This window comes from Achromobacter sp. Root565 (genome assembly GCF_001427425.1).
Taxonomy (GTDB): Bacteria; Pseudomonadota; Gammaproteobacteria; order Burkholderiales; family Burkholderiaceae_B; genus Achromobacter; species Achromobacter spanius_D.
The window spans coordinates 642,154-668,264 of record NZ_LMGO01000001.1; the positions used below are offsets into that span (position 1 = coordinate 642,154).

The window sequence follows — 26,111 nt, forward strand, 5'->3', positions numbered from 1 at the left end:
CGCACGCCCCCCCCCTCGCACCCTGCTCCTGTTGTCAGCCAAAAACAACGACCGGGCCAACTCTGACCCACCCGAGCCAATTCCGACCCGCCATTTTCCGCTTTGTTTTTAAAGACTTAAAAAACCCCGAGCCACAACTGACCCGAATCCCCGCAGAAAAAATCACTTTCCCGTTTGTCGAGCAATCCGTAATCAGCGAACAGCACGAAAGCCGCCAAACAAGTCATTGATAAAAAAGAGGAAACCGGCATTCAAACAAAACCTGGCACGGACTTTGCAATTAAGCAGAAGTCATCCCAGATGGCGCACCGGCCCATAAGGCCACTTCGCAAACCAAACCAGGAAACAGCAAATGCCGACTCCCGCCTATATCAGCATCCAGGGCAAGAGCCAGGGCAACATCACGCAAGGCGCATTCACTGCCGACTCCGTCGGCAACGTCTATCAGGAAGGTCATGAGGACCAGATCCTGGTCCAGGAAATCGAACACCTGATCGCCACGCCCACCGACCCGCAAAGCGGCCAGCCTTCGGGTCAGCGCGTCCACAAGCCCTTCGTCTTCACCGCGCCCCTGAACAAGGCCACCCCCCTCATGTACCAGGCCCTCGCCTCCGGCGAAATGCTGCCTGAAGTCGAAGTGAAGTGGTATCGCACCTCCACCGAAGGCAAGCAAGAGCACTTCTTCACCACCAAGCTCGAAGACGCCACCATCGTCAACATCAACACCGTGCTGCCGCACGCCCAGGATCCCAGCAAGGCCGAGTACACCCAGTTGGTCAAGGTTGCAATGGCCTACCGCAAGATCACCTGGACCCACGCCATCGCCGGCACCGAAGCTTCCGACGACTGGCGAAAGCCGCAAGAAGCCTGATCCCAGGTTTCCCAACAACAAGGCCGGCGCATCACGCGCCGGCCTTGCCGGTTCTGATCTGACTTTGTTCCAAACGGGGCCCTTCAAGAGCCCCTCACGTCAGGAAGCCAAACATGAAACCCATCGTTCTAGTAGGCCATCGCCATAGCTGCCCCATCCATGGCAACGGGACCGTCGTCACTGGCGCAAGCGAAGCCATCGTGAACGGCCGCGCCATCGCCCGCATCGGCGACCGCATCAGTTGCGGCGCGATCATTCAGACCGGCTCACCCGGCACCATCATCGAAGGACAACCCGTTGCGCGCCAAGGCGACAAAACCTCCCATGGCGGCACCCTGGTCGAAGGAGAGGCCGGTTGGCTGGTTGAATGATCCATCCAGCCATGGCAGCGCTACCGCGTTGCCACGCTTCCCCCCGCATCATTGCCCCGCACGCCATCTTCCAGAAGCGTCTGCGGCAGCGCAAACCCCTTGAACAATGGCTGCGTAAACGGATTGTTCGCCTTCTCCGTACTGATGCGGTAACGCATGCCGCCGTCCGGTGCGGCAAAGCTGATGTCAACGCTCGTGCTGGTCGCGCCATTCAGACGGGCTTGGCTAAGCAACCGGTACAGCGACCACGGGCCGCGATAGGCCAGTCCGCTGCTACTGCCCCCCGCATGCACCAGCGTCATGCGGCTTTCATTGCTCGACGCCAGCGTGTTCGGCCAGATCAGCGCCGTGCTCGTCGCCGGACCGTGGTTGTACGTCACCAACTGCCCTTCCACGCTAAGCGAGCTGCTGCGTTTGCTCGGCGCCATCCCCAGCGGCTCAACATGGAACTGCACACCCAACGTGCCGCGGCTATTGAAAAACGCGTCCCGGATCTTCTCGGCCGCCTCAAGCTGCGTCAACACATCCGCGCGTACCAGATAGCCGCCCAACCGCTCCGAATACAACGCCTCCAGGTTGTCCTCGATGAACAGATTCAGATACTTGTCGCGGAACTGCTGCAAACGTCCCTGCGGGCCGAAAAACGCCGTGAAATCGTCCAGCGCCACTTCCTCGCGGCTGGCCGGGTTGAACGGATAACGGTTTGCCAACCGCTCGCGGTAAAAGCGATACACGTCGATGTCCCAACGACGCTCGAGCTCACGCAGTGCCTCAACCAGAATCACCCGCGACGACTCGTCCGCCAGCTTGCCCACCTGACGATTCAACGGTTCGGGCAACCCGGCAGCAATGCGCTGCAGATTGCTGATCGGGTCCGGGCCCTTCAGCCCAAAGCGCTCCAGCACCACGCCAAGCGCCGTCTTGCCGCGGTCCGGGCTGTCGTGCACCGTGCGCACCTTGTCCTGCACGCTGCCGATCGCCACCAACGTCTCATCCAGGTACGACGCCCGATCGCCCTTCGCCTGCAGCAGTTGGCCCATGGGTGCAAACGCCCGCGCAATTCCGAACACCGCGCCCGTTTCGTCCTGACCGGCCGCCACCTTTTCGGCCACGCCTGAGGCCCGCGCAACCACCGCGCCCTTCCCGTCGACCGCACCCGGGACCGCCGTGGGATCCGCGCCAAGTTCACTGTTGTCCCGCACAGTCTCCACCAGCCGGCGCAACGGCGCTGCCGGGCTGGTCACCGTGCCCAGGACATTGACCGCCTCGGCGATGTCATGAAAATCACGAACTTCGAGCTGATTCAGGTTCCGCTGCCAGGTGTCGATGTAATCACGGCCGTAGATGGCCTGGATGCGCTCGGCCAGCGCACGCTTGTCGGCCTCGGAATAATCGATATTTCGCCGCTCGCCCAGCGCCCACTGATCGATCATCGCCAGTTCGGTCAGATCCTGGCTGTGCGGCGCGAAATAGCTATGAAACCCTTTGGCCGTCAACAGCGCGTCGATCCGGCCATCGGAAGCAAGTCGCTCTGCTTCCCCTTTACCTGCAGCCGAAGGCGGATAGACCACATCAAACGCCGGGCCGATCTCATTACGCAGGTCCAGCGGCGCCCTCAAGTACTCGCCCGCTTGCCGGCGCATCGTCATGTAAACGCGCTGCGGCAACGGGATCTGCCGGAGGTCGCGCTGCACGACGGACACGCGCTGCTGAAACTGAGGCAGCAGCGTATCGGCGTACTTCATCGCGTAGTCCAGGTGCCGCATCAACGCGCGCTGCACCTGGTCTTCGCCGGGGAACGCCCGCGCCCACTGCTGCCGCATCCAACGCTCCACCACGGGCGGCCGGCGATTGGGACGGTCTTCGATCATGCGGTACACGCGCAATGCCTCAAGCTGTGCGTCGCTGTCCACCGAGGTGCCGTCAAGATGCGCCATCACCCCGTTGGCCAGCGCAGGCAGAAAGCGCTGGGACAGCAGCGTCAGATACGCCTGATCGACCTTCGGACCGATCTGCCATCCCTGATACAGGCCCATGTCCGCCACAAGCGGCCACGCCTCGCGATAATCGCCATACACCGCCACCGCGCTGCTGATCTGATCCAGCGGCTGAAGCAGGTTGCGGCCGGTTGTGTCCAGCTTGCCGTCGATGGCGTGGGCGCTGTAAGCGCGGCTGCGCTCCAGCACACTCATGGCCTTGTCCCGGTTTACCGCGTAGTAGTGATACCAGCCGCCGACAATGACCGCGCTGCCCAACGACGCCACACCGAAGCGCAGGGCCAGCGCGCGCCGCTTTTCAGCCCGCACGCGCGGGTTGTCGCCCGCCAGGCCTGACTCGGGATAGATGACGCGCTGAAATAGCTGCTGGGCAAAATAGACCATCGCGCGGCCGCTGGGATGCGTGGCCGGCACGGGCTCGCGGATATCGTAATTCTGCGACGCAGAAGCCACGAAGGCGTTGGTCAACACACCCTGCTGATAGACCGACGACAAAAAGACGCCACGCGGCAACGCCGGCGTAATGTATCGATCGCTGCCCAGTACATCGGTCAGAAACTCCATCAAGAGCGGCCGCATGCCGGTCAGTTGCCGAACCAGGGAATACAGGGCTTCGCGTTGGCTCAGTTCGCGGACATCGGCCAGCGCATCGAATACCTGCTCGTTCAGGCGCGTCAGGAACTCGTCGTATCGCGCGCCCAGTTCGTCCCGCCACGCGTCATAACGCTGCACGGAGTCCAGCGTAAAGGTGAAGCCAAAGATATCCTCGCGCGCAGACTTGGGTAGCCGGGCGAACAGCGGTTCGAAGCCTTCAAGCAAGTCGAACTTGCTCAAGACGACGTACAGCGGCGGACGCGTCCCAAGCTGACGGCTCAGTTCGGCCAACCTGGCGCGCAGCAACGAGGCCAACGCCTTGCGGTCGCTGGGCTGCTGATTCAGCAACGTGACCAGGCTGACCATCAGCACGACGCCATTCAGCGGACGACGGCTGCGATTGCGCCCCAGCCATCCCACAAAGCTATCCCACAGGCGGGAATGGAACTCCTGCGGCAAGAGCGCGGGTCCCGCAGCGTCTCCCGGTTGCAGCGGTTCCGTGTTTCCTGAAGCGGCAGACTGTTCAAGTTCTGCCGTCATCCGAGGCTGGCTGATCAGCTCTCCCGGCGGGTCGATAAGCACCGCGTCATCGCCAATCCACCAGTCAATGCGATAGATCCTGTCGGGATCGTCTTGCAGGCGCTGGCTGCCGGCCTTGACTTCGCCCGTCAGCGAGAACGTCTGGCTGGACCGGTTGACGAAGCTGGTCTTGCCCGCGTTCTCCTGACCCAGCACCAGATACCAAGGCAGTTGGTAAAGCGCGTTGCGGCCCTTCAGATTGGCGTGGAGAACGCCCAGGCTCTTGTCCAGATCCCGCTCCTGCGCCTGCACGTAGCGCAGGCAGGGATCGTCCTGCTGTTTCTGCGATTTCGCGCGCTCGGCTTCCAGCGTCAGATTGCGGTTGCGCAGCCCGATGGCCCAGATCAGCAAGGGCAGCGCAATCAGCACGACCGTGGCCAGCACGCGCGCGGTGATACTTGCCAGCGGGTGATGTTCCTCCCATGTCCACATCGGCCCCAGCCACCAGATGGCGGCCAAGGCGAGCGCCAGCATCAGCAGCAACGCCACTGGCATGCCCTGCTTTGCCCATTTCAGTAGGGGCTGGCCATAGCGTTTTACTTCCGACCAAATCTTAAACATGGGGTTGCTCCTGTTTCTTGTATTCGATTGCGGCGTTCACCTGCCGCTCAAGCAGGTCGAACAGACTCGGCTCCCATTGCGCAGCGCGAGCGCCCTGCATGATGTGATGCGCCCGGGCGTACAAGCCATCCGCCAGCCACGCCAAGCCACGCGCGCCAAGCAGTTCGGCGGCGATCGTGATGACATGACAGCCATGACGCGGATCCGCCGACGCCTTCTGGATGGTTTCCAGCCGCTTGAGCATCGATTCCACCCCCGTGGCTTCCAGCGCCTCGCGCAGCTCTTCGCGCAACGCGGGGTACTCGTGTCCGGCGCCCAGCTTCGCGGTGACCGCATCCGCGCCGCTGATCCACGACTGCGTTTCGCCATCGACGAACGCGCGGCCATCGGCAAACTGCAACTTCACCAGCGCTGGCAGCTTTGCCACAAAGCGCCCGGTGGATTGGCGGATGGCCTCGGCGACGTTCTGCATTTCCAGCCGGCGCGCGATACCGGCAGCCAGGAAGCTGCCACGCAGCCAGTACGGTGACGAGGTAATGCTTCTTTCAACGCGCTGCAACAGCGCGGGATCGACCGCATTGGCTTTCAGCGCATCCCAATACGCCTCGGCGGTTTCGGCGGGAACCGCCATCAGCTCGGTGCGCATCGTGTCTTTGCGCGTCGACGGCGCAATGCTCAGATGCGCCCACAAGGCAAAGCGGCGCAGCAGGTAGCCCGTCGGGTCATAGGCGTCTTGCTGGTTGATGAGATCGGCCACGGCCAATAACGAACGGCGCGTTTCACGTTCGTTGCCGGGCGCCATGGCCACGGGCGTAAAGAAAGCCTCGGTAATCCCGGACGGCTGCGCCGCCAGCTCGAGTTGCGCATCGGCGAGCTCGGGCGCGCGTGCCGCCTCGGCCTTCAGCCGTAGCTGCGCCTCCAGGCGGGTCAGCGCCGGCACGTCCAACCTGGTTTCGTTCGCGCAGGCCTGTAGCTTGTCCAACGCATGTTGGCCGGATTTGTAGAATTCGTCGGCGTACCCCTTGCCGTCAAGTTTTGACAGCGCCTCTTCCAGGCGCTCCAGTTGCTGAGAAAGCAGACGCCGCTTGGCCATCAACCCCGCCGCGCCCGGTTTTGGGTGGCTTGTGCTCCAGTACTGGCTGGTTATGCCAGCCAACACGCCTGCCGCCTCGGCCCACCCGCGCCAGCCGCCTGAGCGCATGCGGGCCGTTGCCAATTGCGCGGCAATGCGCAGGTGCTTGCACTGCGACTGCAGATACTGGCGCGACGCCGTATCGACATAACCCCAATCTATGGTCGCCTCTTGGAGCCCGCCCAGCTTCATCATTTCGCTTTCGATGCCCTGGTAGGCGTTGTCTTCGTCGTCGAAATCGCCGGCCGGCTGTTGCGGCGATATGGGTGACAGGATGGCGTCGAGATCCAGCGCGGAAAACGTGCTCACCAATGACAAGCCTCGCGTTGTTGCACCATCAGCGCATCGAGCGCCGCCGTGTCGAACGACAGTCCGTCGAACGACGCGTGGTCGCTTTCAAGCTGAATCTGCTGGGATGCACGAGTCAAATGGCGAAGCTGTTCGATGGCGACCAGACCACGGCCTGCATCCGTTACCGTGCCGTCGTCCAGGACCTGCCAGGGCCGGCGGCCCGAAATCGGCCGTCCGTCCAGCAACACGCGGATGCTCACGCGGCTGACATCCAGCGGCTCGGCGGTAATCAGCTGCAAGCGCGAAATGTTTTGCAGGCAACTGATCGCCAGCAGCGGCCGCGGCTCGCTACCGGCCAGGGCCGGCGCGGAGATCACGACCTTGTCCTGGCCCGGTATCGCGTCGCCGACGCGCAGCAGCAGCACGCCCGCGTCATCTGCCTTGCGGCGGGACTCATTGCGTTGCACGAGCCCGACAATATCCGGCACCCGAACCAGCTCGAATGGTGCGGCGGCCGCCGCGGCACCGGCCGCCGCGGCATCGGCCGCCGCGGCATCGGCCGCAGATGCCGAAGATTCCGCGGTGGCTGTCGGCGGCGTGCCCGCCTCGGCGTCAAAACAGGCCAGCCGCTCGATTGCCGACACGATGGTCGTGCAACGACGGCCCGCCGCTACCGCATCCGTGGCTGCGTAGCCGGCCGCAAGCACGGCGGCAACGAGCAGGAGCGCCCAGAATGGCTTCATATTGCTTCCTCTCCAGTCAGATTCAGATCGAGGCACTTGCGCGCCAAGGTGCGTTTGGGGATGCCCAGACTTTGCGCGGCCACCCGGCGCGACCCCGCGGCCTGGCGCAAGCGGTCTTCCAACAGCAAGCGCTCGAACGCCGCCAGCGCTTCGGGCAGGCTTTCGGTACGCCACAAGCGCTGCAGGCTGGCTTGGCCGGTCTCATCGTTCATGGGCTTATGCGTGCCGCTTGCCAGCTCGACCAGCCGGTTGGTCTGGATGCGCTTGCCCGGCGGCGTTCGCTCTGCCGCCGCAAGCACCAGACTGCGCAGTTCCCTGACGTTGCCGGGGAACCGATGGCGTTGGAGCTGTGCAATGGCGTTGTCGGAGATGCCGGCGACGCGGCCGGGAAATGACCGGTTGTGCTCGAGCAGAATGTGCGCCACCAGGGCGGGAACGTCTTCAAGACGTTCCCGCAGCGGGGCAATGTGCAGCGTCAGTTGGCAAATGCGGAAGTACAGGTCTTCGCGGAACTGGCCGTCACGCACCAGCTCAAGCAACGGCCGATGGGTTGCGCAGACCAGCCGAAAATCGGACGGCAACTCTCGCGTCGCGCCCACCGGCCTGTATTTTTTTTCGTTGAGCAGGCGCAGCAGCGCGCCCTGCAGGCCCAACGGCATATCCCCGATTTCATCCAGGAACAACGTGCCGCCGTCGGCTTCCGCGACCAGGCCTGCCCGCGCCTGCACGGCCCCGGTATAGGCGCCGCGGGTCGCGCCGAAAAGTTCTGCTTCGATCAGGTCTTTGGGAATGGCCGCGCAGTTGACCGGCACGAACTTGCCCTTGCGCGCGGACGCCTGATGGATAAGCCAGGCGGCATGGTCCTTGCCCGAGCCCGTCTCTCCGGTCACGAGCAACGACAGGGAAGAGTCGGCGAAGCGCAGCATGTCTTCGCGCAGCCGCCGTGCGGTCGGTCCTGTGCCGACAAAACCGGTGGACAGCAAACGCCGGCGTCCACGCGTCTCGGATTGCTCGTCCAGCATCGTCTGGCGCGTCTGCGTCAGCGCCTCTGAGCCGAACCGTTCAAGCAGGCCATTCAAGACAGCGTCGTACAGCCTGCAGAGCTCCTGCCACGCGGGGTCGGCCGTCCAGGCTCTGAGCCCGGGTTCAGTCCCGGCCAGAAACAACACCGCCACGGCATTCTGGCGCTTATCAAACAGCGGCGTCACCAGCCACGCATCCGCCGCCGCCAGCCGTTCGCGAAGTTCCTCGTACCCCCCGGCGACGCCGAACAAGCTGTCCAGGCGAGCCACGTGGCGTGCCTGGCCGGTGGTCAAGCAATAAACGATGGGGTTGTCGAGATCGTGCAAGGGGCAGGCGGGAAGCAGGTCCAGCGCGACGCCATGACTGGCGATCGGCCGGATGCTGTCCCCCGCCGCCTCGCGCCAGTAGCAGACCCCGTAACGTATCCCGGGCACCGAACAAACGGCTTTGAGGAACCGGTCGGCCAGGGACGCAATGCCGGTGGCCAGGACCAAGGTCCGTGCGAGCGCTGCGGCGCCTTGGGCACTCAAAGACATTGCGCTTACTCCACCACGGCGTCGAAGGCAGCACCGTTCCATCTGATGGTGGAACGCCGGAATCGCTGCCCGCTGGCCAGACACTTCAGCACCGCAAGCGACAACGGCGGCAGCATGTCGCCGTCAATGCTGGCATCCAGCAACCGCGCGCCGTTCTGATGACGCAGGCAACGTGCGCGCAATTCATCTCGCGCAGACGCCTCGATCGTCAATGGCGCGTTGTAGCGGTCGCTAAACTGCCTTTCGATGCGCTGCAGACGGCTATCGACGATCTCGGCAAGCGTGGCCTCATCGAGATAGCAGAACGGCACGACCTGCATGCGCGCCAATAGCGCCGGCTTGAAAAATTTAGCGAGATGTTCGCGCAGCGCCTCGCTGCCGAGGTCGGTAAGCGGACCGCCGTCTTGATCGAAGCCCAGATTGGACGTCAGGAAGAACAGCACGTTCTGGCAGTCGATGCGGCGCCCTTCGCCGTCGGCAAGCTCGCCTTTGTCGAAGGCCTGATAGAAGATGTTCAGCACCTCGGGATGCGCTTTCTCGACTTCGTCCAGCAGCACCACGGAGTACGGCCTTTTACGAATGGCCTCGGTCAGTACACCGCCTTCTCCGTATCCGACATATCCGGGCGGGGCGCCCAGCAACCGCGATACGGTGTGCTTCTCTTGGTATTCCGACATATTGATGGTGGTCAGAAACTGCTCGCCGCCAAAAAGCGCGTCTGCGACGGCCAAGCCCGTCTCTGTTTTTCCCACCCCGCTCGGCCCCACCAGCAGGAACGCGCCCATGGGAGTGCCGGGCCGCCGCAGATCGGCCATGGCTGTCAGCAACCGGCGATGCACCGTGTCGATCGCGGCGTTCTGTCCCTTGACGCGGAGCCTTAGCGTCTCGGGCAGCTTGTCCAGCCGATGGAACTGATCGCTGCTGAGGGTGGCGGCGGGAATCCCGGTCCAGTCCGCAATTACCTGCGCAATCTGCTGGGCGCCCACGTCCGCGTGCAACAGGGCGCCGTTGCGTTGAAGGTCAGCCAATTGCGCGACCAGCGCTTCCAGCCGCAGCGACGTGTCTTCCTGGGCCTCGCCCGCGCGTAGCAAGATGATCTGGTCTATCAGCGCCTTCTGCTGCTGCCAGGCGGCCTGCACCTGTTCGATGGAATCCCGAATCTGCTGCCGCGTCACGTCCAGCGCGGCCAGCCTGGCGGTTTCCGGCGGTCGTCCGGCACGAGCATCCCGCCATAGCTGGTCGGCCTCGGCATCAACCTGCCGCAGTTCGTTTTCCAGCGACGCGAGGCTTCGCGGTGACTCGGCCAGCGCCGTTGCAACCCGGGCGCAGGCGGTGTCCAGAACGTCGATCGCTTTGTCCGGCAATTGCCGGCCCGACAGGTAACGTGCCGACAGCGCTGCAGCAGCCTTCAGGGCATCATCGGCGATGTAGACCTGATGAGCGTCTTCATAAACGCCGCGCAGGCCGCGCAGGATGTGCACGGCCTGCTCCACGCTGGGCGCATCCAGTTTCACCAGTTGAAAGCGCCGTGTCAGCGCGGGATCTTTCTCGAAATACTTTTTGTATTCGGACCAGGTCGTGGCGGCGATCGTGCGTAGCTCGCCGCGCGCAAGAGCAGGCTTCAAGAGGTTCGCCGCGTCGCTACCGCCTGCCGCGTTGCCGGCCCCGATCAAGGTGTGCGCCTCGTCGATGAACAGGATGATCGGCTTGGCCGCGTGCTTGACCTCGTCGATGACCGCCTTCAGGCGCTTCTCGAATTCCCCTTTGACAGAGGCGCCGGCTTGCAGGGCGCCTAGATCCAGCCCCCACAACGTCACATCGCGCAGCGGCTCGGGAACGCGTTGCTCGACGATGCGCCGTGCCAGACCCTCGACAACGGCACTTTTTCCCACGCCTGCTTCACCCACCACAATCGGGTTGTTTTTGCGGCGGCGCGAAAGAATGTCGATCATCAAGTCGATTTCGGCATCCCGGCACAGAACCGGGTCGATGGTACCCGCGCGCGCCTGGGCTGTGAAATCGTGTCCGTATTTGCTCAATGCGCTGTCGGAAGCTGCTGCCGCCGATTGGTTTGGCGATGGATCCTCTAAAACCGGGGCTTCCGAGGAACCGGCCAGCAATTCGCGAAAACGCTTGCGCAGTGTCTCGCGATTAATGGATTCGAATAACCGGATTGTGGGAAAGGGCAGGTAGCGGGCCGGGTTCGACAACGCGGCCAACAGCAGCGCTCCAGTTCGGATTTCGGTTTGCGCCAATTCCACCGAGCTCAGTAACCAGGCGTCCTGCATCAACTCAAGCAGCAATGGCGAGAAGGCGGGGTATGCGTACCCTGGCCCTGCGTCGAGTTTAGGAAACGTGCTGGCAAGCGCCTCGCGCAATGCATCCGGATCCAATTCCGTGTTTGCCAAAATGCAGCGCACGTCGCATTTCGGTTGATCCATGAACTGGTATAGCAAGTGGGCAACCGTGACCTCTGCGCCATGCTGGCGGATGCAGAGACTGCCGGCTTCCTCCAGCGCGTGCCGCGCCACCGCGTGCAACCGGTCTAGCAGTGCGGACAGATCAACGGAAATCATGCCGGATTTTCCTCGTGGCCATGGGTTTGCTCACCATTTATTGTTTAAGCGCTACAGAAAACAAGCGCATTAAGAAACCATAGCCACAGACAAGTATCAATCGGACTAATTCGAATATCGGTTATCTGCCTTTCATTTCTTATGACCGCTCATATTTTCAATATGAATCCGATCAATCCGATTAGATTTTCGAACTTTTCATATGTTCGAAGCTTTGAATCGCGCATCAGAATAGGCAGCTTTTTTTTGCTTCATCTCACCATGCGCTAGCGTCGTTTGATTTTTCGAAACCTTGCCAGAAGACCTGATATTCCGTTTTTGATCGGGGCGGCCTGTCATGCCTTGCGGGACGGACGCGTAAATGGCTCGAATATCTATAAGGAGTGACCCATGGCATCGAAAGTTGGTTCAGTTGCACCGAAAGAGCGGATCAATATCCGCTACATCCCCGCGACAGGCGACGAGCAGGAAGAAATCGAACTCCCGCTGAAAGTAATGGTGCTCGGAGATTTCAAGGGGCATGCCGACGAAACCCCGTTGGAAGATCGCCCTGCCGTCCAGATCAATAAGGACAGCCGTTGGCACGACGACACCGCATGGAGAATGCCCAACTGGGGAAAGATCACAACGAACTCCGTGCCTGAAGAACCGAGCGTAGCGGAATTTACGATTTTGCTGCCTGACTACGTCCTGGGACAAAGTGATTGGAAATACGAGCTTAGCGTATCGCTGTCCGATCAAAACAAAGTCTCTATCGCTGGCGAACCGACAATTCATATCGTCGAGAGAGAGCTGATCGCACATTTCAAGAATGACATGCGGACCTACTCGAACTTAATTTTGGATGTCATCTTTAAACCTAACGAAGGCCTCGACGAGGACGCCGAAGCCCCTGCGAAGTTTGTATTGGAGCGCTGAACGATGGCAATTACCTGGACCTATTCTCGAGAACGAAAAGCAGGCATCGTCCCGGCAATTCATGATCAGTTTGTCAGTGCTGATTGCAATGTATTGACGTTGCGAAACCCATGGATTGGCGATTCCGTTTTCATGGCAAAGATGTACACATCGCTGACTATGGTTCTCCTCTGCGTCAACACGTATATCTGGACAGGCTCAGAAATATTCGCATTTGAGCACCCACTTGATTACTACTTGGCTTTTATAGTTATCATCAGTTCTTTTGTCTTTGCCCCATTTCTCTGGTACCGAATTTTTTTGATCAAGCGCTTGACTAATTTCTACTTCAACCGAAAACTCAAGAAAGTCATTTATCTGCGCAACAAGACCCTTATCCAGTTCGACTGGACGCAGACTGAGGGCGGCGTATTCGTGCGCAATGAATTTGGCGGCGCTGGATTTTCCACCAACTTCGCCCTCGCCTTCGGCCCCAAGCCTGCCGCCGATCAAGAAAAAGACCGCATCGTCCTCTGGGTCGACAGTAACAACAGCAGTGATCCAGACCCAAGATACGTCGCGCAGGTGTGGGAGTACATCCGGCAGTTCATGGAAGAAGGCCCCGACAGGTTGCCCCCTCCAGGCGAGCCCAACTGGTGGTACGCCCCGCTTCACCGTATCTGCATGACCCCAGCCGAAGCCTGGCGCCACTACGCGCCTTGGCGCACGGGCGAACCGGGCGAGCTGCAAGGCAAGAAGAACTGGCTGTTGCCCATGTGGCTCGTGCTCTTTCCCTACAACCTGTTCTCCGCGTTGTGCTGGTACGCGGTGTGCCGAGTCTTCAACGTCCGCGGTGCGGCGCCACCGCCGGAAGCGCTTGGGCGCTAGGACATGTCGCGCGTTGCGCGGCGCATTTCAAGCGCTACACAGACGACGCGTGATCGTTATCCCCTCCGAGCCAAACACCGCAACGCCACCCGATACCCCACAAACACATAAAACCCCGAAGAATTCATCACCAGCCAGGCCCCCAGCCCGCCAAGCACCGCAACAACGGGCCCCACGGCCCTGACGTCGCCCTGTGTCCAGGCGATCCCGCCGAAGCTCCCCACAACAATCAACCCGATACAGACCCGCTTCAGCAGCACCACGCCCTGCACTCGCCCGGCCATCATCAGCACCATCCCGATCGACAGCGCGAGCGCGGTTCCCGCGCACACCGCGACCAGCGCGAACGCCGCCATTGCCGGTCCCACGAAGCGCAGCAGCAGGCTCAGCAGCTCGATGCCGACGCCCAATCCGCCCGCCATCACCAGCACGGACAGCACCAGCGGCGACCAGGTTCCGGGCGGCGCGCGGCCTTCTTCCGTTTCCATTTCCGCCACGAACCGGTGCATCGACGCCGCCCTCCCCGGATCCTTGCCTGCGTTCAGCGCCGCCTCCAGCCTCTGGCACTGTTCGATCAGGGCATTCAGGCCGGAGGCGGGCGCGGGTGTCATAGCCGGGTTACTCCCGGCGCGTGCTCGGCCACGGTGTTTCGTAGCGCCGCCATCGCCTCCTCGACCGCCACCGGCCGGAATGCATCCTCGCGCCAGTACATCGCCACCGAGCCGAACCCTGACAGCCGGACGGGGATGATGCGCATTGCGCGCATCTGCGAGAACCGCAGCGCGGCGCGGTGTGACGCGACGCCGATCATGTCGCTGTTGTTGATGAGGGTCAGGTTGACCGTCACCGAGTTCGACTCCACGTGGTCGGGTGGCGGCGCCTGTCCCGCCGCGGCGAGCGCGGCGTCTACGGCGTTGCGGATGGGCGTGCCTTTGGGCCACAGAATCCAGCGATAGGACAGCAGATCCTGCCAGCTTGGCTGCTCCACCGCGAATAGCGGATGGCGGGGCCGCGCCACGAGGTGGATGGGCTCCAGATAAAGCGCCTCGAAGCGGATCGCCGGGTCGTGATGCTCGGGCGCCGAGCGCCCCACGACGATGTCCAGATCCCCTTGCGCCAGTTGCGCCAGCAGGCGATCCGTCGTGCCCTCCACCAGCTTGACCCGCGCCTGCGGCATGCGCTCAAGCAGCTTCATGACCGCCAGCGGCACGGTGTCGGACGCCGACGCGCCGGATGCCCCGATCACCACGCGTCCGCCGCCGCCCTCGCGCAGCGCGGCCATGTCGGCGCTGGCGCGATCCAGTTGCGATTCCACGCGCTGGGCATGTGCGATCAGCACGTCGCCGTGCGGCGTGGGGCGCAGGCCGCGCGCGTGGCGCTCGAAGAGCGGTAGTCCAATATCGTCTTCCAGATCCTTCAGCCATTTCGACAGGCCCGGCTGCGTCGTGTTGAGCATGGCGGCCGAGTGGCTGATGTTGCGGGTCTGGGCCAGGCTGAGCAGCATCTTGAGATTGCGCAGCCGCAGGCGGTGGGTCCAGTCCATGCAGGCCCTCTTGGTGGGAGGTTTGTCTCGTATGTATATGGTTATTGGTATGGATAATAAGATAATTTCATTTCAAACCGCATAGCTCCTTCTCGCATAATCGTCTCCATATCAGGACCAGCCGCGAACTCACGCGGCGGCCGCCCGTAGAAGCCGGCATCAGCCGGACATACAGGAGACAACCATGCACGACGGTCAGCCCACCGGCGCGGACAGCGCTGCCACGGACCGCGGCCTCTATTACGCGCGCATCGCCAAGAAACACATGGCGCCCCTGTGGGAGTCGCTGCACAACCTGGTGCCGCGCCAACCCGCGCCGCGCTGCGTGCCGGCCCTTTGGAAATACGACGACGTGCGCGACGACGTCATGGCGTCGGGGTCGCTGATCACGGCGGAAGAAGCCGTGCGCCGGGTGCTGATTCTGGAAAACCCTGGTCTGCCGGGCCAAGCCAGCATCACGCAGAGCCTGTACGCGGGCCTGCAGCTCATCCTGCCCGGCGAGATCGCGCCGAGCCATCGCCACACGCAGTCGGCCCTGCGCTTCATCGTGGAAGGCCGCGGCGCCTACACCGCCGTCAACGGCGAGCGCACGACAATGCACCCCGGCGACTTCATCATCACGCCGTCATGGACCTGGCATGACCACGGCAATGCGGAAACCATCGAAGGCGGCGAGCCGGTGGTCTGGCTGGATGGCCTGGATATTCCGCTGCTGCGCTTTCTGGACGCGGGCTTTGCGGAGAACTACCCGTCCGCCACGCAGCCCGTCACGCGCCCCGAAGGCGACAGCATGGCGCGCTTTGGCCACAACATGGCGCCCGTGCGGCATCAGGTTTCCAGCGGCACGTCGCCGATCTTCAACTATCCCTACGAGCGCAGCCGCGAAGCGCTGGATGCGCTCTACCGGCACGGTGAACTCGACCCGTGGGATGGCGTGAAGCTGCGCTACCTGAACCCGGCCACGGGCGGCTATCCCATGCCGACGATGGCGACCTTCATGCAGTTTCTGCCGGCGGGCTTTCAGGGCAAGACCACGCGCACGACGGACTCGACGGTTTACAGCGTCGTCGAAGGCCGGGGCACCGCGCGCATTGGCGACCAGGAATTTCATTTTGGCCCGCGCGATGTGTTCGTGGCGCCGTCCTGGATGCCGGTGCAACTTGCCGCGCTGGAAGACGCCACGCTCTTCAGTTATTCGGACCGCCCGGTGCAGGACGCGCTGGGCCTGTGGCGCGAAGAGCGCGTCGGCTGACCGCCGCGCGCTACCGCCTTTCAAATTTCCCTCCGCCTTCAAAGGGTGATCCATGTCGTTTGTGTTTGCTCCCGCCGCGCCCGTAGCTGTGCCCATCGCCGGCAGCCAGGACAGTTTTCCCGTGCGACGCGTGTACTGCGTCGGCCGTAACTACGCCGCCCATGCGCGCGAGATGGGCTTTGACCCTGACCGCGAGCCGCCGTTCTTCTTCTGCAAGCCGGCCGACGCCGTGGTGCCGGTCGCCGAAGGCAGCACGCTCTCTCTGCCCTACCCGCCGGAAACGTCGAACCTGCATTACGAGATCGAGCTGGTCGCGGCCATCGGCAAGGGCGGCGCCAACATCGCCGTCGATGAGGCACTGCAACACGTGTGGGGGTATGCCGTCGGCCTGGACATGACGCGCCGCGATCTGCAGATGTCGATGCGCGAAGCGGGCCGGCCGTGGGAACTAGGCAAGGCTTTTGACCAGAGCGCGCCCATCGGCCCGCTCCATCCCGCGCAATCGGTCAAGGACATTGAAAAGGCCAACATCTGGCTGCAGGTCAACGGCGCCGACAAGCAGCGAAGCGACGTCGGCAAGCTGATCTGGTCCATCGCCGAGACCATTGCGTACCTCTCCAAATACTTCCGTCTGGAAGCCGGGGACCTGATTTACACCGGCACGCCCGAAGGCGTGGGGCCGGTGGTGCGCGGCGACAGGATGGTCGGCGGCGTGGACGGGCTGGGCACGCTGAGCGTGCAGATGGCTTAAGGCCGGGAGACTTGCATGCAACTTCACAACTTCTTCAACAGCTCCACCTCCTACCGCGTGCGCATCGCGCTTGCGCTCAAGGGCCTGTCCTACGAATACCTGCCCGTGAACCTGCGCAAGCAGGAGCAGCGGGCGCCGGACTACGTGGCGCGCAACCCGTCGGCCGGCGTGCCGTTGCTGGTCGATGGCGAGGAGGCGCTTTCGCAATCGCTCGCCATCATCGACTATCTGGACGCCACGCATCCGGAACCGCCACTGATCCCTGCCGGCACGCTGGCGCGCGCCCGCGTGCTGGAGCTGTCCCATGCGATCTCGTGCGACATCCATCCGGTCAACAACATGCGCATCCTGCGCTATCTGCAGGACGTGCTGGGCGCGACTGACGCGCAGAAGAACGCCTGGTATCACCACTGGATCCGTGAGGGCCTGACGGCGGTGGAGGCGCTGCTGGCGCGTCACGGACATGGCGCGTACTGCTTTGGCGACGCGCCCACGCTGGCGGACTGCTGCCTGGTGCCGCAGGTGGCCAATGCGCAGCGCATGGGCTGCGACCTGTCCGCCTATCCGCGCATTCTGCGCATCGTCGAACACTGCAATGCGCAACCCGCCTTCCAGCAGGCTGCGCCCGCGCAGCAACCGGACTACACCCAGTGAGCAAAGAACCCGACACCCATGGCGCGCCGCTGCGCGAGTACACCGATCCGGCCTATCGCCCGCTTTGTGCCAATCTGGCCGACGTGCGCGCCAACATCGACCGGCTGGACGACGAGATCGTGCGGCTGATCGCCGAGCGCGCGATGTACGTGAAAGACGCCGCGCGGTTCAAGCGCGACGCCTTTCAGGTCAGCGCGCCCGCGCGGCAGGCCCAGGTATTTGAAAAAGCCCGGGCGCTGGCCGAGCGCCACAACCGGGGCTTTGCCAATCTGGAGCAGGTGGTGGACGCCACGTATCGCGCGATGGTTGCCGCCTTCATCGCCAATGAACAGACCTACTTCGACACCATGAAGGACGTGGGAGACACGCATGCTTGAAGCTTCGACCTTGCAGCCGGGCCGCGCGGTTGCGCGCCGCCTGGCGGCACTAAGCGTCGCCGTGCTGGCGCCGCTGGCCGCGACGGCGACCGCGACCGCCGCCGACGTCTGGCCGGCGCAGCCGATCAAGGCAGTCGTGCCATTCGGCCCAGGCTCCAGCCCTGATCAGGTGGCCCGCATCGTCAGCGAAAAGGCCGGCGCGATTCTGGGCCAGACCATCGTTGTGGAAAACAAACCGGGCGCCAGCGGCAACATCGGCACGTTCGCCATCGCCAACGCCAAGCCCGACGGCTACACCTTCGGTGTTTCGATCACCGGGCCGCTGGTGAACAACACGCTGCTGTTCGACAAGCTGCCGTATGCACCCGCCACGGACCTGGCGCCGCTGACGCTGGCGGTGCATCAGCCCAACGTGCTGGTGGTGCCCGCCGCTGCCGGCATCGGCAACGTCGAACAGCTGCTGGACGCGCTGAAAAAGAACCCGGACAAGTTCAACTTCCCGTCGCCGGGCGCGGGCACGGTGTCGCATCTGGCGGTCGAACTGTTACTGCAGCAGATCGGTGCGCGCGCCACGCATGTTCCCTACCCGTCGTCGCCGGCGGCGCTGACGTCGCTGCTGTCGGGCGACACGCAGTTCGCCGCGCTGCCGCCCATTGCGGTGATGCCCATGGTGAAGGATGGCCGGCTGAAGGCGCTGGCGGTGACGTCGTCCAAGCGGTCCGCGCTGCTACCCGACATTCCGACGCTGGCCGAAGTGGGTGTGCAGGGGATCGAAGGCTCGGCGTGGATCGGCTTCGTGGTGTCGTCCAAGGCACCGGCGGACGTGCAGAAGAAGCTGTCGGACGCGCTGATCCAGGCGATTCGCGATCCCGAGGTCGCGAAGCGGCTACAGGCGCAGTTCATGGATCCGGTGGGCGATACGCCCGCGCAATTCCGCGCCTACATGGATGACGAGTTGAAACGCTGGGAGCCCCTGATCAAGAAGCTGGGCATCAAGGGCCAGTAAGAAGGCCAAAGAGGGCCAATAAGGACGCCGCGCGCCGGCTGCAATGAAAGCAAGGAGAGTCAGATGGTCATCACCGAACCCGCCCGTCAGGTGCCGCTGTATGGCGAGTACGAGGTCGTCGTCCTGGGCGGCGGCCCAGCCGGCGTGCTGGCGGCCGCCAGCGCCGCGCGCAATGGCGCGAGCGTGCTGCTGGTGGAGCGATACGGTTTCCTGGGCGGCATGGGCACCGCCGCCGGCGTGTCCAACTTCTGCGGCTTGCACGCCAACATACACGGCGACATCCGGCAGGTGGTGCACGGCATGACCAATGACCTGCTGGACCGCATGCGCGCGATGGACGGACTGAACGATCCGCACCTGATCCTGGGCAAGATTCACGCGCAGGCCTACGACATCTCGGCCTTCAAGTGCGCGGCCGACGGCCTGGTGCAGGACAGCGGCGCGCAGTTGCTGTTCCATGCGCTGGCCACGGGTCTGACGCGCGACGAACAGGGCCGCGTGGACGCGCTGTTCCTGGAAACCAAGTCCGGCCGCTGTGCCGTGCGGGCAAAGATCTTCATCGATTGCTCGGGCGACGCCGATATGGCGCAGTGGGGCGGCCTGCCGTTTGAAAAGGGCGACGCCCACGGCCACATGCTCTACCCCACGCTGATGTTCAAGGTGGGCAACGTCGACGGCGCGCGCGCGCAAGAGGCCTGGAAGACCATCCCCGCGCTGATGGACGAGGCCGCGGCCAGCGGCGAATTCACGTTTCCGCGCAAAGGCGCCATCGTTCGCCCGCAAAAGCACGATTACGAATGGCGCGTCAACGTCACGCAGCTGGCCAACGCGGACGGCAGCGCGGCCGACGGGACGGACGCGGATTCCTTGTCGGCAGGCGAGCTGGAAGGCCGCCGGCAGATCATGAAGTACCTGGCGTTCCTGCGCGCCAAGGTGCCTGGCTTCGAACAGGCTTATGTGCTGGACATCGCCCCGCAGCTGGGCATCCGCGAGACGCGCCGCATCCTGGGCAAGGCCGTGCTGACGCAGGAGCATGTGCTGGGCTGCGCGGACTTTCCCGACAGCATCGGCGTGAACGGCTGGCCGCTGGAGATGCACATGGCAGGCGACGTGAAGTGGGTATGGCCGCCCATTCCCGAATCGCGTGGCTACAACCAGCTGCCGTTTCGCATGATGGTGCCGCGGCGCGGTGCGGGCGTGGCCAGCAATGTGCTGGTGGCCGGCCGCTGCGCGTCGATGACGCACGAGGGCCAGTCCGCGGCGCGCGTCAGCGGTAGCTGCTTCGTCATGGGCGAGGCCGCGGGGACCGCATCCGCGATGGCGCTACGCGACGGTATCGCGCCCGGCGACGTTTCCATCCCCGCGCTGCAGGCGCAATTGAAGCAACAGGGCGCCTTCCTGGGCGGCCACGACTGATCCCGCGAGATTCCGACATGACTAAGAACCAGGCTGCAAAGCCGAAGACGCAAACCGTGATCGTCGTGGGCGGCGGCATCGGCGGGCTGGCGGCCGCGCTGGCGTTGACGCGGCAGGGAATCGCCGTGCAATTGCTGGAGCAGGCGGCGCACATCGGCGAGATCGGCGCCGGCATCCAGCTCGGCCCCAATGCCTTCGCGGCGCTGGATGCGCTGGGCGTGGGCCGTACGGCGCGCGAGCGCGCAGTCTTCACCGACCACATCATCATGATGGATGCGGTGGACGCCAAGGAGGTCGTGCGCATCGACACCGGCGAGGCGTTCCGCGCGCGGTTTGGCGGCCCGTACGCGGTGATCCATCGCGCAGACATCCATCTGTCGATCCTGGAGGCCGTGCAGCGGGACCCGCTGATCCAGTTCCGCACGTCCACGCAGATCGCCAGCATGGCGCAGGACGAACACGGTGTGGAAGTCGTGGACACGCAAGGCAACCGGTACCGGGCCGATGCGGTGGTGGGCGCCGACGGCGTCAAGTCCGTGATCCGCGAGCGCATGGTGGGCGATCCGGCGCGCGTCACGGGCCACGTCGTCTACCGCGCGGTGGTTGACGAGGAGAACATGCCTCGTGAGCTGCGCATCAACGCCCCGGTGCTATGGGCCGGGCCGCATTGCCACCTGGTGCACTACCCGCTGCGCGGCGGGCAGCAATACAACCTGGTCGTCACCTTCCATAGCCGCGTACAGGAAGAATGGGGCGTGCGGGAAGGCAGCAAGGAAGAGGTGCTGTCGTACTTCCAGGGCATCCACCCCACGCCGCACCAGATGCTGGACAGACCAACTTCATGGAAGCGCTGGGCGACCGCCGATCGCGAACCCGTGGAACGTTGGGGCGAGGGCCGCGTCACGATCCTGGGCGACGCCGCCCATCCCATGACGCAATACATGGCGCAGGGCGCCTGCATGGCGCTGGAAGACGCCGTGACGCTGGGCGAGGCCATCAGGCAGTGCGAGCACGACCTGCCCGCCGCCTTCCGGTTGTACGAATCGGTCCGCATCCCGCGCACTGCGCGCGTGGTGTGGTCCACACGCGAAATGGGCAGGCTCTATCACGCGCGCGGCGTGGAACGCACCGTGCGCAACATGCTGTGGACGGGGCGCAGCCAGGCCCAGTTCCAGGACGCACTGCAGTGGCTGTATGGGTGGAGGGTAGAAAACTGCCTGGCGGGAGGCATGCCGCAGTAATCGACGCAGCAATAGACGTCTCAGCAGACGCAACACGTAAAACGCCGATTGCCAAAGCGCATCCGGCATACAAGCATCAGTACAAGAGGAGACAACCATGCACAAAAGCACCATCCGCGGCGCGGCCGCCGTCATGCTGTCATTGGCCTCGTACTCGGCCAGCGCCCAGCAGAAACCCGTGGACATCGGATTCATCGGCACCCTGTCCACGCCCGCCGGCTACATCGGCGAAGACGAGCGCGATGCCTTCATGCTGGCCGTCAAGGAAGGCGGCGGCAAGCTGGGCGGCGTGCCGGTCAACGTGCGCGTCGAGGACGACGCGCTCAAGCCCGCCAACGCCAAGCAGATCGCCGACAAGATGGTGCAAGGCGGCGTGCGTCTGTTCACCGGCATCAATTTTTCGAACGTCATGGCCGCCGTCGGGCCTACCGTGCTCAACGCCGGCGCCTTCTACGTCAGCCTGAACGCCGGCCCGTCCAACTTCGCGGGCAAGGCCTGCAACCCCAATTATTTCTCGGTGGCGTTCCAGAACGACTCCTACGCCGACACCGCCGGCATGGCCGCCAACGAGCTGGGCGCCAAGCGCGTGGTCATCATGGCCCCGAACTACCAGGCCGGCCGCGACGCCATTGCCGGCTTCAAGCGCACGTACAAAGGCGAGATCGCCGACGAGATCTACACCAAGCTCGAGCAGGCCGACTTCTCGGTGGAGCTGGCGCGCATCCGCTCGCTCAATCCCGACGCCATCTTTCAGTTTCATCCGGGCGGTGCAGGCATCAACCTGACCAAGCAGTTCGCCAACTCGGGGCTGGCAGACAAGATCAAGATGATCACGCCCATCTACTCGATGGACGACCGCATGCTGGCGGCAACGGGCACCGCGGGCAAGGGCTTTTACCTGAGTTCGCTGTGGAGCGCCGACCTGGACAACCCGCAGAGCAAGCACTTCGTCGAGGCCTTCACCAAAGCCTACAACCGCCCGCCCACCGCCTACGCGGCCCAGGCCTACGACACGGCCAATCTGATCGGCTCCGCCTTGAAAGCCGTGAACGGCGACATCACCGGCAAACCCGACGACTTCCGCAATGCCCTGCGGCGCGCCGACTTTCCCAGCGTGCGCGGCAAGTTCAAGTTCGGATCGAACCAGCATCCGATTCAGGACTGGTATCTGCTGCACATTGAAGCGGGCCCCGACGGCAAGCTGGTCTACAAGAACCTGAAGGTGCTTGCGCGCGACCACACCGACGTGCACGCGGCGGACTGCAAGATGCCATGACGCGGCACAAGGTGCGCGGCGCCGGGCTCGCCGGCGCCGCGCGGCCTCGCCAAACAGGCTCTCCCAAGAAGGAGTCGTAATGCTGATGTTCCTGGAGCAGGTCCTGAATGGCCTGCAGTACAGCGCCTTGCTGTTTCTGTTGTCGGCGGGTTTGACGCTGGTTTTCGGCATCATGAACGTCATCAACTTGACGCACGGCTCGTTCTACATGGTGGGCGCGTTCTGCGCGGCCAGCGCGGCGGCCTCCACGGGCTCGTTCGCGGCCGCCCTGCTGGCCGCGCTCGCCGGCGCGGCGCTGTACGGACTGGTGATCGAACTGCTGGTCATCCGCCACCTTTACCGGCGCGACCACCTGGATCAGGTGCTGGCCACGCTGGGGCTAACCCTGTTCACCAATGAGCTGGTCACCGTGCTGTTCGGCCGCAGTCCGCCCTTCATGGATATCCCGCCCTTCCTGTCCGGGTCCGTCGCGCTCCTGCCCGGGTTGAACTATCCCATCATGCGGCTCGCCTTCATCGGCGCGGGCGCGCTGGTGGCGGTGGGCCTGTGGCTGCTGATCTCGCGCACACGGGTCGGCATGCTGGTGCGCGCTGGTGCAGACGATGGCGAAATGGTCGACGCGCTGGGCGTGAACATTCAGCGCCTCTTCACGCTGATCTTCACGCTGGGCGCCCTGCTCTGCGGCTTTGCTGGCGTCATGGCCGCGCCCCTGTTGGCGGTGGAGATCGGCATGGGCGAGCGCATCCTCATCACCACGTTCGTCGTCATCGTGGTCGGAGGCGTTGGCTCCGTGCGCGGCGCGCTGGTCGGGTCGCTGATGATCGGCATGACCGATGCGCTGGGGCGCGCCTACATCCCCTTCTGGATGTCGCGCCTGCTGCCGCCCGAGCTATCGGACTCCGCGAGTTCAAGCCTCGTGTCCGCCAGCATCTACATCCTGATGGCCATCGTGCTGCTGTTCAAGCCGCGCGGACTGGTGCCGGCCCAGCGATAGGAAAGATATTCATGACCAGATCAATTCCACCGTCTGCCGCAGTTGCCCCGGTGTCTGACACCCCTGACGCAAACGCCGCATGCCACGACCGTGCATCGGGGGTGTCAGACACCTACACCGCAGGCAGACCGCGCCTGACCCGCAGCGTCATCGTCAACGCCATCGGGCTGCTGCTTTTCGTGCTGGTGCCGGCCATCGCGCAGGCCACGGGCGAGAGCTTTCTCGTCAACCTCATGACGCGCTTTCTCATCTACGCCATCGCGGCTGTCAGCCTGGACCTGATCCTGGGCTACGGCGCCATGGTCAGCTTCGGCCACGCCGCGTTCTTCGGTCTGGGCGGCTACGTCATCGGCATCGCCGCCTTTCACGTCGACCAGGGCGAGACGCTGTTCGGCTGGAGCGGCAGCAACGCCGCGCTCGTCATGTGGCCGCTTGCCATCGCCGTTGCCGCGCTGGCCGGACTGGTGGTGGGCTTTCTGTCGCTGCGCACCACCGGCGTGCAATTCATCATGATCACGCTCGCCTTCGGGCAGATGCTGTACTTCATCCTTGTCGGGCTGATGGTGTACGGCGGCGACGACGGCCTGTCCATCGATGCGCGCAACACGCTGCCCGGGCTGAACCTGAACGATCCAACCACCTTCTACTACGTGTGCCTGGCGCTCATGACCGTCTGGATCATCGTGTGCCGGCGCATCGTCAATTCGCCCTTCGGCATGGCGCTGCAAAGCATCAAGCAGAATCCCCGCCGCAGCATCGGACTGGGCTTGGCGCCGCTGCGCTACCGCCTTACGGCGTTCGTACTGTCAGCCGCCGGCACCGGACTTGCCGGCGCGCTGTGGGCCAACTACGCACTCTTTGTCAGCCCCGACATGTCGGCCTGGCAGAAGTCCGGCGAACTGATGGCAATGGTCATCCTGGGCGGCATGGGCTCGATCTTCGGCCCCGTGCTCGGCGTGGCCGTATACCTGGGCCTGGAGCAGGTTGCCACCGGCTGGACCGAACACTGGATGCTGATCCTGGGCCCCGTGCTGGTGCTGGTGGTGCTCTTCGGAAAACGCGGCGTGTACGGCTGGTTGGCGGGAGGTAAACAATGACGAGCCCCAAACTGGAAATCCGCGGCCTGCAGAAATCCTTTGGCGCGGTGCACGCCACCCAGGGCGTCGACCTGGCGGTCCGCCCCGGCGAACTGCACGCCCTCATCGGCCCCAACGGCGCGGGCAAGACCACCCTGCTCTCGCAGATCAGCGGTGAAATCCTGCCCGACGCCGGCAGCATCTGGCTCGACGGCGCCGACATCACCCGCATGCCCGCCCACCGGCGTCCGGCCGCAGGCCTGGCCCGGTCATTTCAGATCAGCCAGCTCTACCCAGACTTCACCGCCGAAGACAACGTCGCCATGGCAGTGCAGGCGCACAGCCCCGGCGGCTTCAACCTGTGGCGCAACGCGCGGCGCATGGCCCGGCTGCGCGAACCGGCGCGCGACGCGCTCGAACGCGTCGGTCTGGCCGGACGCGCCAGCGTGCGCGTGTCGGCGCTGGCGCACGGTGAGAAGCGCCAGCTGGAACTGGCCATGGCGCTGTCGCTGGACGCGTCCGTGCTGCTGCTGGACGAGCCCATGGCCGGCATGGGCGCCGAGGAATCGCAACGCATGACCGCGCTGCTCCAGACCCTGAAGGGCCGTTACGCCATCCTGCTGGTCGAACACGACATGGACGCCGTGTTCGCGCTGGCCGATCGCGTCACCGTGCTGGTTTACGGCAAAACCATTTTCACCGGCACGCCCGACGAGGTGCGCCGCCATCCCGACGTGCGCGCCGCCTACCTGGGCGAGGAGGACTGATGCTGCAAGTGAACCAACTGCTGGGCGGCTATGGCGCCAGCAAAGTGCTCTTCGGCGTCGACATGGATATCGCGCCCCGGCAGGTCGTCTCGCTGATCGGCCGCAACGGCATGGGCAAGACCACTACCGTCAAGACCTTGATGGGCATGCTGCCCGCGCAGGGCGGCGCCATCCTGCTCGACGGCAAGCCCATCACCGGCATGGCCCCGCACCGCATCGCGCAGCTAGGCATCGGCCTCGTTCCAGAAGGCCGCCGCGTGTTCGGGTCGTTGTCCGTCGAGGAAAACCTGGTCGCCACCGCCCGCAACACCCGCGCCGGCTGGCACGTCGGCCGCGTCTTCGACCTGTTCCCGCGCCTGAAGGAACGCCGCACCCAATCGGCCCGCACGCTTTCCGGCGGCGAACAGCAGATGCTGGCCGTCGGCCGCGCCCTGCTCATCAACCCGCGTCTGCTCATCCTGGACGAAGCCACCGAAGGCTTGGCGCCTTTGATCCGCCAGGAAATCTGGAACTGCCTGCGCCGCTTGAAGGAAGAAGGCCAGACCATTCTTGTAATCGACAAGAACCTCAAGGAAATGGCGACCTTGGTGGACCGGCACCACGTTCTGGAAAAGGGTCGCGTTGTCTGGCAAGGCAGCCCCGCCGAACTGGGCGCGCAGCCCGACCTGGCGCACCGCTATCTGGGGGTTTAGCCGCCAG

Annotated in this window: 23 protein-coding genes; 16 read left to right on the forward strand and 7 right to left on the reverse strand. The window is 64.0% G+C overall.

Annotated elements, in window-relative coordinates:
- The first annotated feature begins 352 nt into the window (after positions 1-352).
- The gene (locus ASD71_RS02825) at positions 353-871 is read left to right on the forward strand and encodes an Hcp family type VI secretion system effector (RefSeq protein ID WP_056559649.1); all 519 of its coding nucleotides are present in this window, start codon (positions 353-355) and stop codon (positions 869-871) included.
- 113 nt (positions 872-984) lie between these two features.
- Positions 985-1,242 (forward strand): PAAR domain-containing protein, encoded by a 258-nt coding sequence (locus tag ASD71_RS02830; RefSeq protein WP_056559652.1) that lies wholly within the window; start codon positions 985-987, stop codon positions 1,240-1,242.
- 20 nt (positions 1,243-1,262) lie between these two features.
- On the opposite strand, the gene tssM is transcribed toward ASD71_RS02830, so the two are convergent.
- From tssM to tssH, 5 genes are read right to left on the reverse strand one after another with little or no spacing between them, the layout of a single operon-like run.
- Positions 1,263-4,973 (reverse strand): type VI secretion system membrane subunit TssM, encoded by a 3,711-nt coding sequence (gene tssM, locus ASD71_RS02835; RefSeq protein WP_056559655.1) that lies wholly within the window; start codon positions 4,971-4,973, stop codon positions 1,263-1,265.
- On the reverse strand, positions 4,966-6,414 hold the full coding sequence (gene tssA / locus ASD71_RS02840; RefSeq protein ID WP_082578934.1) for a type VI secretion system protein TssA: 1,449 nt from the start codon (positions 6,412-6,414) through the stop codon (positions 4,966-4,968). The genes tssM and tssA overlap by 8 nt, the downstream gene beginning before the upstream one ends.
- The gene (gene vasI / locus ASD71_RS02845) at positions 6,411-7,139 is read right to left on the reverse strand and encodes a type VI secretion system-associated protein VasI (RefSeq protein WP_082578765.1); all 729 of its coding nucleotides are present in this window, start codon (positions 7,137-7,139) and stop codon (positions 6,411-6,413) included. The genes tssA and vasI overlap by 4 nt, the downstream gene beginning before the upstream one ends.
- Positions 7,136-8,740, reverse strand: coding sequence for a sigma 54-interacting transcriptional regulator (locus ASD71_RS02850; RefSeq protein WP_200949350.1), 1,605 nt, complete (start codon positions 8,738-8,740; stop codon positions 7,136-7,138). Before ASD71_RS02850 ends, vasI begins: the two co-directional genes overlap by 4 nt.
- Positions 8,704-11,274 (reverse strand): type VI secretion system ATPase TssH, encoded by a 2,571-nt coding sequence (gene tssH, locus ASD71_RS02855; protein WP_056559664.1) that lies wholly within the window; start codon positions 11,272-11,274, stop codon positions 8,704-8,706. Before tssH ends, ASD71_RS02850 begins: the two co-directional genes overlap by 37 nt.
- Positions 11,275-11,664: 390 nt before the next feature.
- Between tssH and ASD71_RS28160 the strand changes: the two genes are divergently transcribed.
- Both ASD71_RS28160 and ASD71_RS02865 read left to right on the forward strand, forming a co-directional pair.
- Entirely contained in the window at positions 11,665-12,192 is a 528-nt protein-coding gene (locus ASD71_RS28160; protein WP_200949351.1) for a type VI secretion system contractile sheath small subunit, read from the forward strand.
- Between the two features lie 3 nt (positions 12,193-12,195).
- Entirely contained in the window at positions 12,196-13,059 is an 864-nt protein-coding gene (locus ASD71_RS02865) for a DUF6708 domain-containing protein (protein WP_056559667.1), read from the forward strand.
- 56 nt (positions 13,060-13,115) lie between these two features.
- Here ASD71_RS02865 and ASD71_RS02870 read toward each other — a convergent pair whose 3' ends face one another.
- Both ASD71_RS02870 and ASD71_RS02875 read right to left on the reverse strand, forming a co-directional pair.
- The gene (locus tag ASD71_RS02870) at positions 13,116-13,670 is read right to left on the reverse strand and encodes a hypothetical protein (protein ID WP_056559670.1); all 555 of its coding nucleotides are present in this window, start codon (positions 13,668-13,670) and stop codon (positions 13,116-13,118) included.
- The gene (locus ASD71_RS02875; RefSeq protein ID WP_056559673.1) at positions 13,667-14,602 is read right to left on the reverse strand and encodes a LysR family transcriptional regulator; all 936 of its coding nucleotides are present in this window, start codon (positions 14,600-14,602) and stop codon (positions 13,667-13,669) included. Before ASD71_RS02875 ends, ASD71_RS02870 begins: the two co-directional genes overlap by 4 nt.
- 184 nt (positions 14,603-14,786) lie before the next feature.
- Here ASD71_RS02875 and gtdA point away from each other — a divergent pair, with 184 nt between their 5' ends.
- From gtdA to ASD71_RS02935, 12 genes are all read left to right on the forward strand, one after another.
- Positions 14,787-15,854: a gentisate 1,2-dioxygenase gene (gtdA, locus tag ASD71_RS02880; protein WP_056559677.1), complete on the forward strand. Its 1,068-nt coding sequence runs from the start codon at positions 14,787-14,789 to the stop codon at positions 15,852-15,854.
- Positions 15,855-15,906: 52 nt separating this feature from the next.
- Positions 15,907-16,605 carry a fumarylacetoacetate hydrolase family protein gene (locus ASD71_RS02885; protein WP_056559681.1) on the forward strand — a complete coding sequence of 233 codons (699 nt, stop codon included), beginning with the start codon at positions 15,907-15,909 and terminating at the stop codon, positions 16,603-16,605.
- A 15-nt stretch (positions 16,606-16,620) separates the two neighbouring features.
- Positions 16,621-17,259, forward strand: coding sequence for a maleylacetoacetate isomerase (gene maiA / locus ASD71_RS02890; protein WP_056559684.1), 639 nt, complete (start codon positions 16,621-16,623; stop codon positions 17,257-17,259).
- A complete protein-coding gene (locus tag ASD71_RS02895; protein ID WP_056559687.1) occupies positions 17,256-17,636 on the forward strand; it encodes a chorismate mutase in 381 nt (126 codons plus the stop codon). Before maiA ends, ASD71_RS02895 begins: the two co-directional genes overlap by 4 nt.
- The gene (locus ASD71_RS02900) at positions 17,629-18,642 is read left to right on the forward strand and encodes a tripartite tricarboxylate transporter substrate binding protein (RefSeq protein ID WP_056559690.1); all 1,014 of its coding nucleotides are present in this window, start codon (positions 17,629-17,631) and stop codon (positions 18,640-18,642) included. Before ASD71_RS02895 ends, ASD71_RS02900 begins: the two co-directional genes overlap by 8 nt.
- Before the next feature lie 63 nt (positions 18,643-18,705).
- Positions 18,706-20,058, forward strand: coding sequence for an FAD-dependent oxidoreductase (locus ASD71_RS02905; RefSeq protein ID WP_056559694.1), 1,353 nt, complete (start codon positions 18,706-18,708; stop codon positions 20,056-20,058).
- A 17-nt stretch (positions 20,059-20,075) separates the two neighbouring features.
- Positions 20,076-21,299, forward strand: coding sequence for a 3-hydroxybenzoate 6-monooxygenase (locus ASD71_RS02910; RefSeq protein WP_056559697.1), 1,224 nt, complete (start codon positions 20,076-20,078; stop codon positions 21,297-21,299).
- Positions 21,300-21,396: 97 nt separating this feature from the next.
- On the forward strand, positions 21,397-22,575 hold the full coding sequence (locus tag ASD71_RS02915) for an ABC transporter substrate-binding protein (protein ID WP_056559701.1): 1,179 nt from the start codon (positions 21,397-21,399) through the stop codon (positions 22,573-22,575).
- A 79-nt stretch (positions 22,576-22,654) separates the two neighbouring features.
- A complete protein-coding gene (locus ASD71_RS02920; protein WP_082578766.1) occupies positions 22,655-23,569 on the forward strand; it encodes a branched-chain amino acid ABC transporter permease in 915 nt (304 codons plus the stop codon).
- 134 nt (positions 23,570-23,703) lie between these two features.
- Positions 23,704-24,666, forward strand: a complete 963-nt coding sequence (locus tag ASD71_RS02925) for a branched-chain amino acid ABC transporter permease (RefSeq protein ID WP_056566351.1) — start codon at positions 23,704-23,706, stop codon at positions 24,664-24,666.
- Positions 24,663-25,412 carry an ABC transporter ATP-binding protein gene (locus ASD71_RS02930; RefSeq protein WP_056559703.1) on the forward strand — a complete coding sequence of 250 codons (750 nt, stop codon included), beginning with the start codon at positions 24,663-24,665 and terminating at the stop codon, positions 25,410-25,412. The genes ASD71_RS02925 and ASD71_RS02930 overlap by 4 nt, the downstream gene beginning before the upstream one ends.
- Entirely contained in the window at positions 25,412-26,104 is a 693-nt protein-coding gene (locus ASD71_RS02935) for an ABC transporter ATP-binding protein (protein WP_056559706.1), read from the forward strand. Before ASD71_RS02930 ends, ASD71_RS02935 begins: the two co-directional genes overlap by 1 nt.
- The last annotated feature ends 7 nt before the right edge of the window (positions 26,105-26,111 follow it).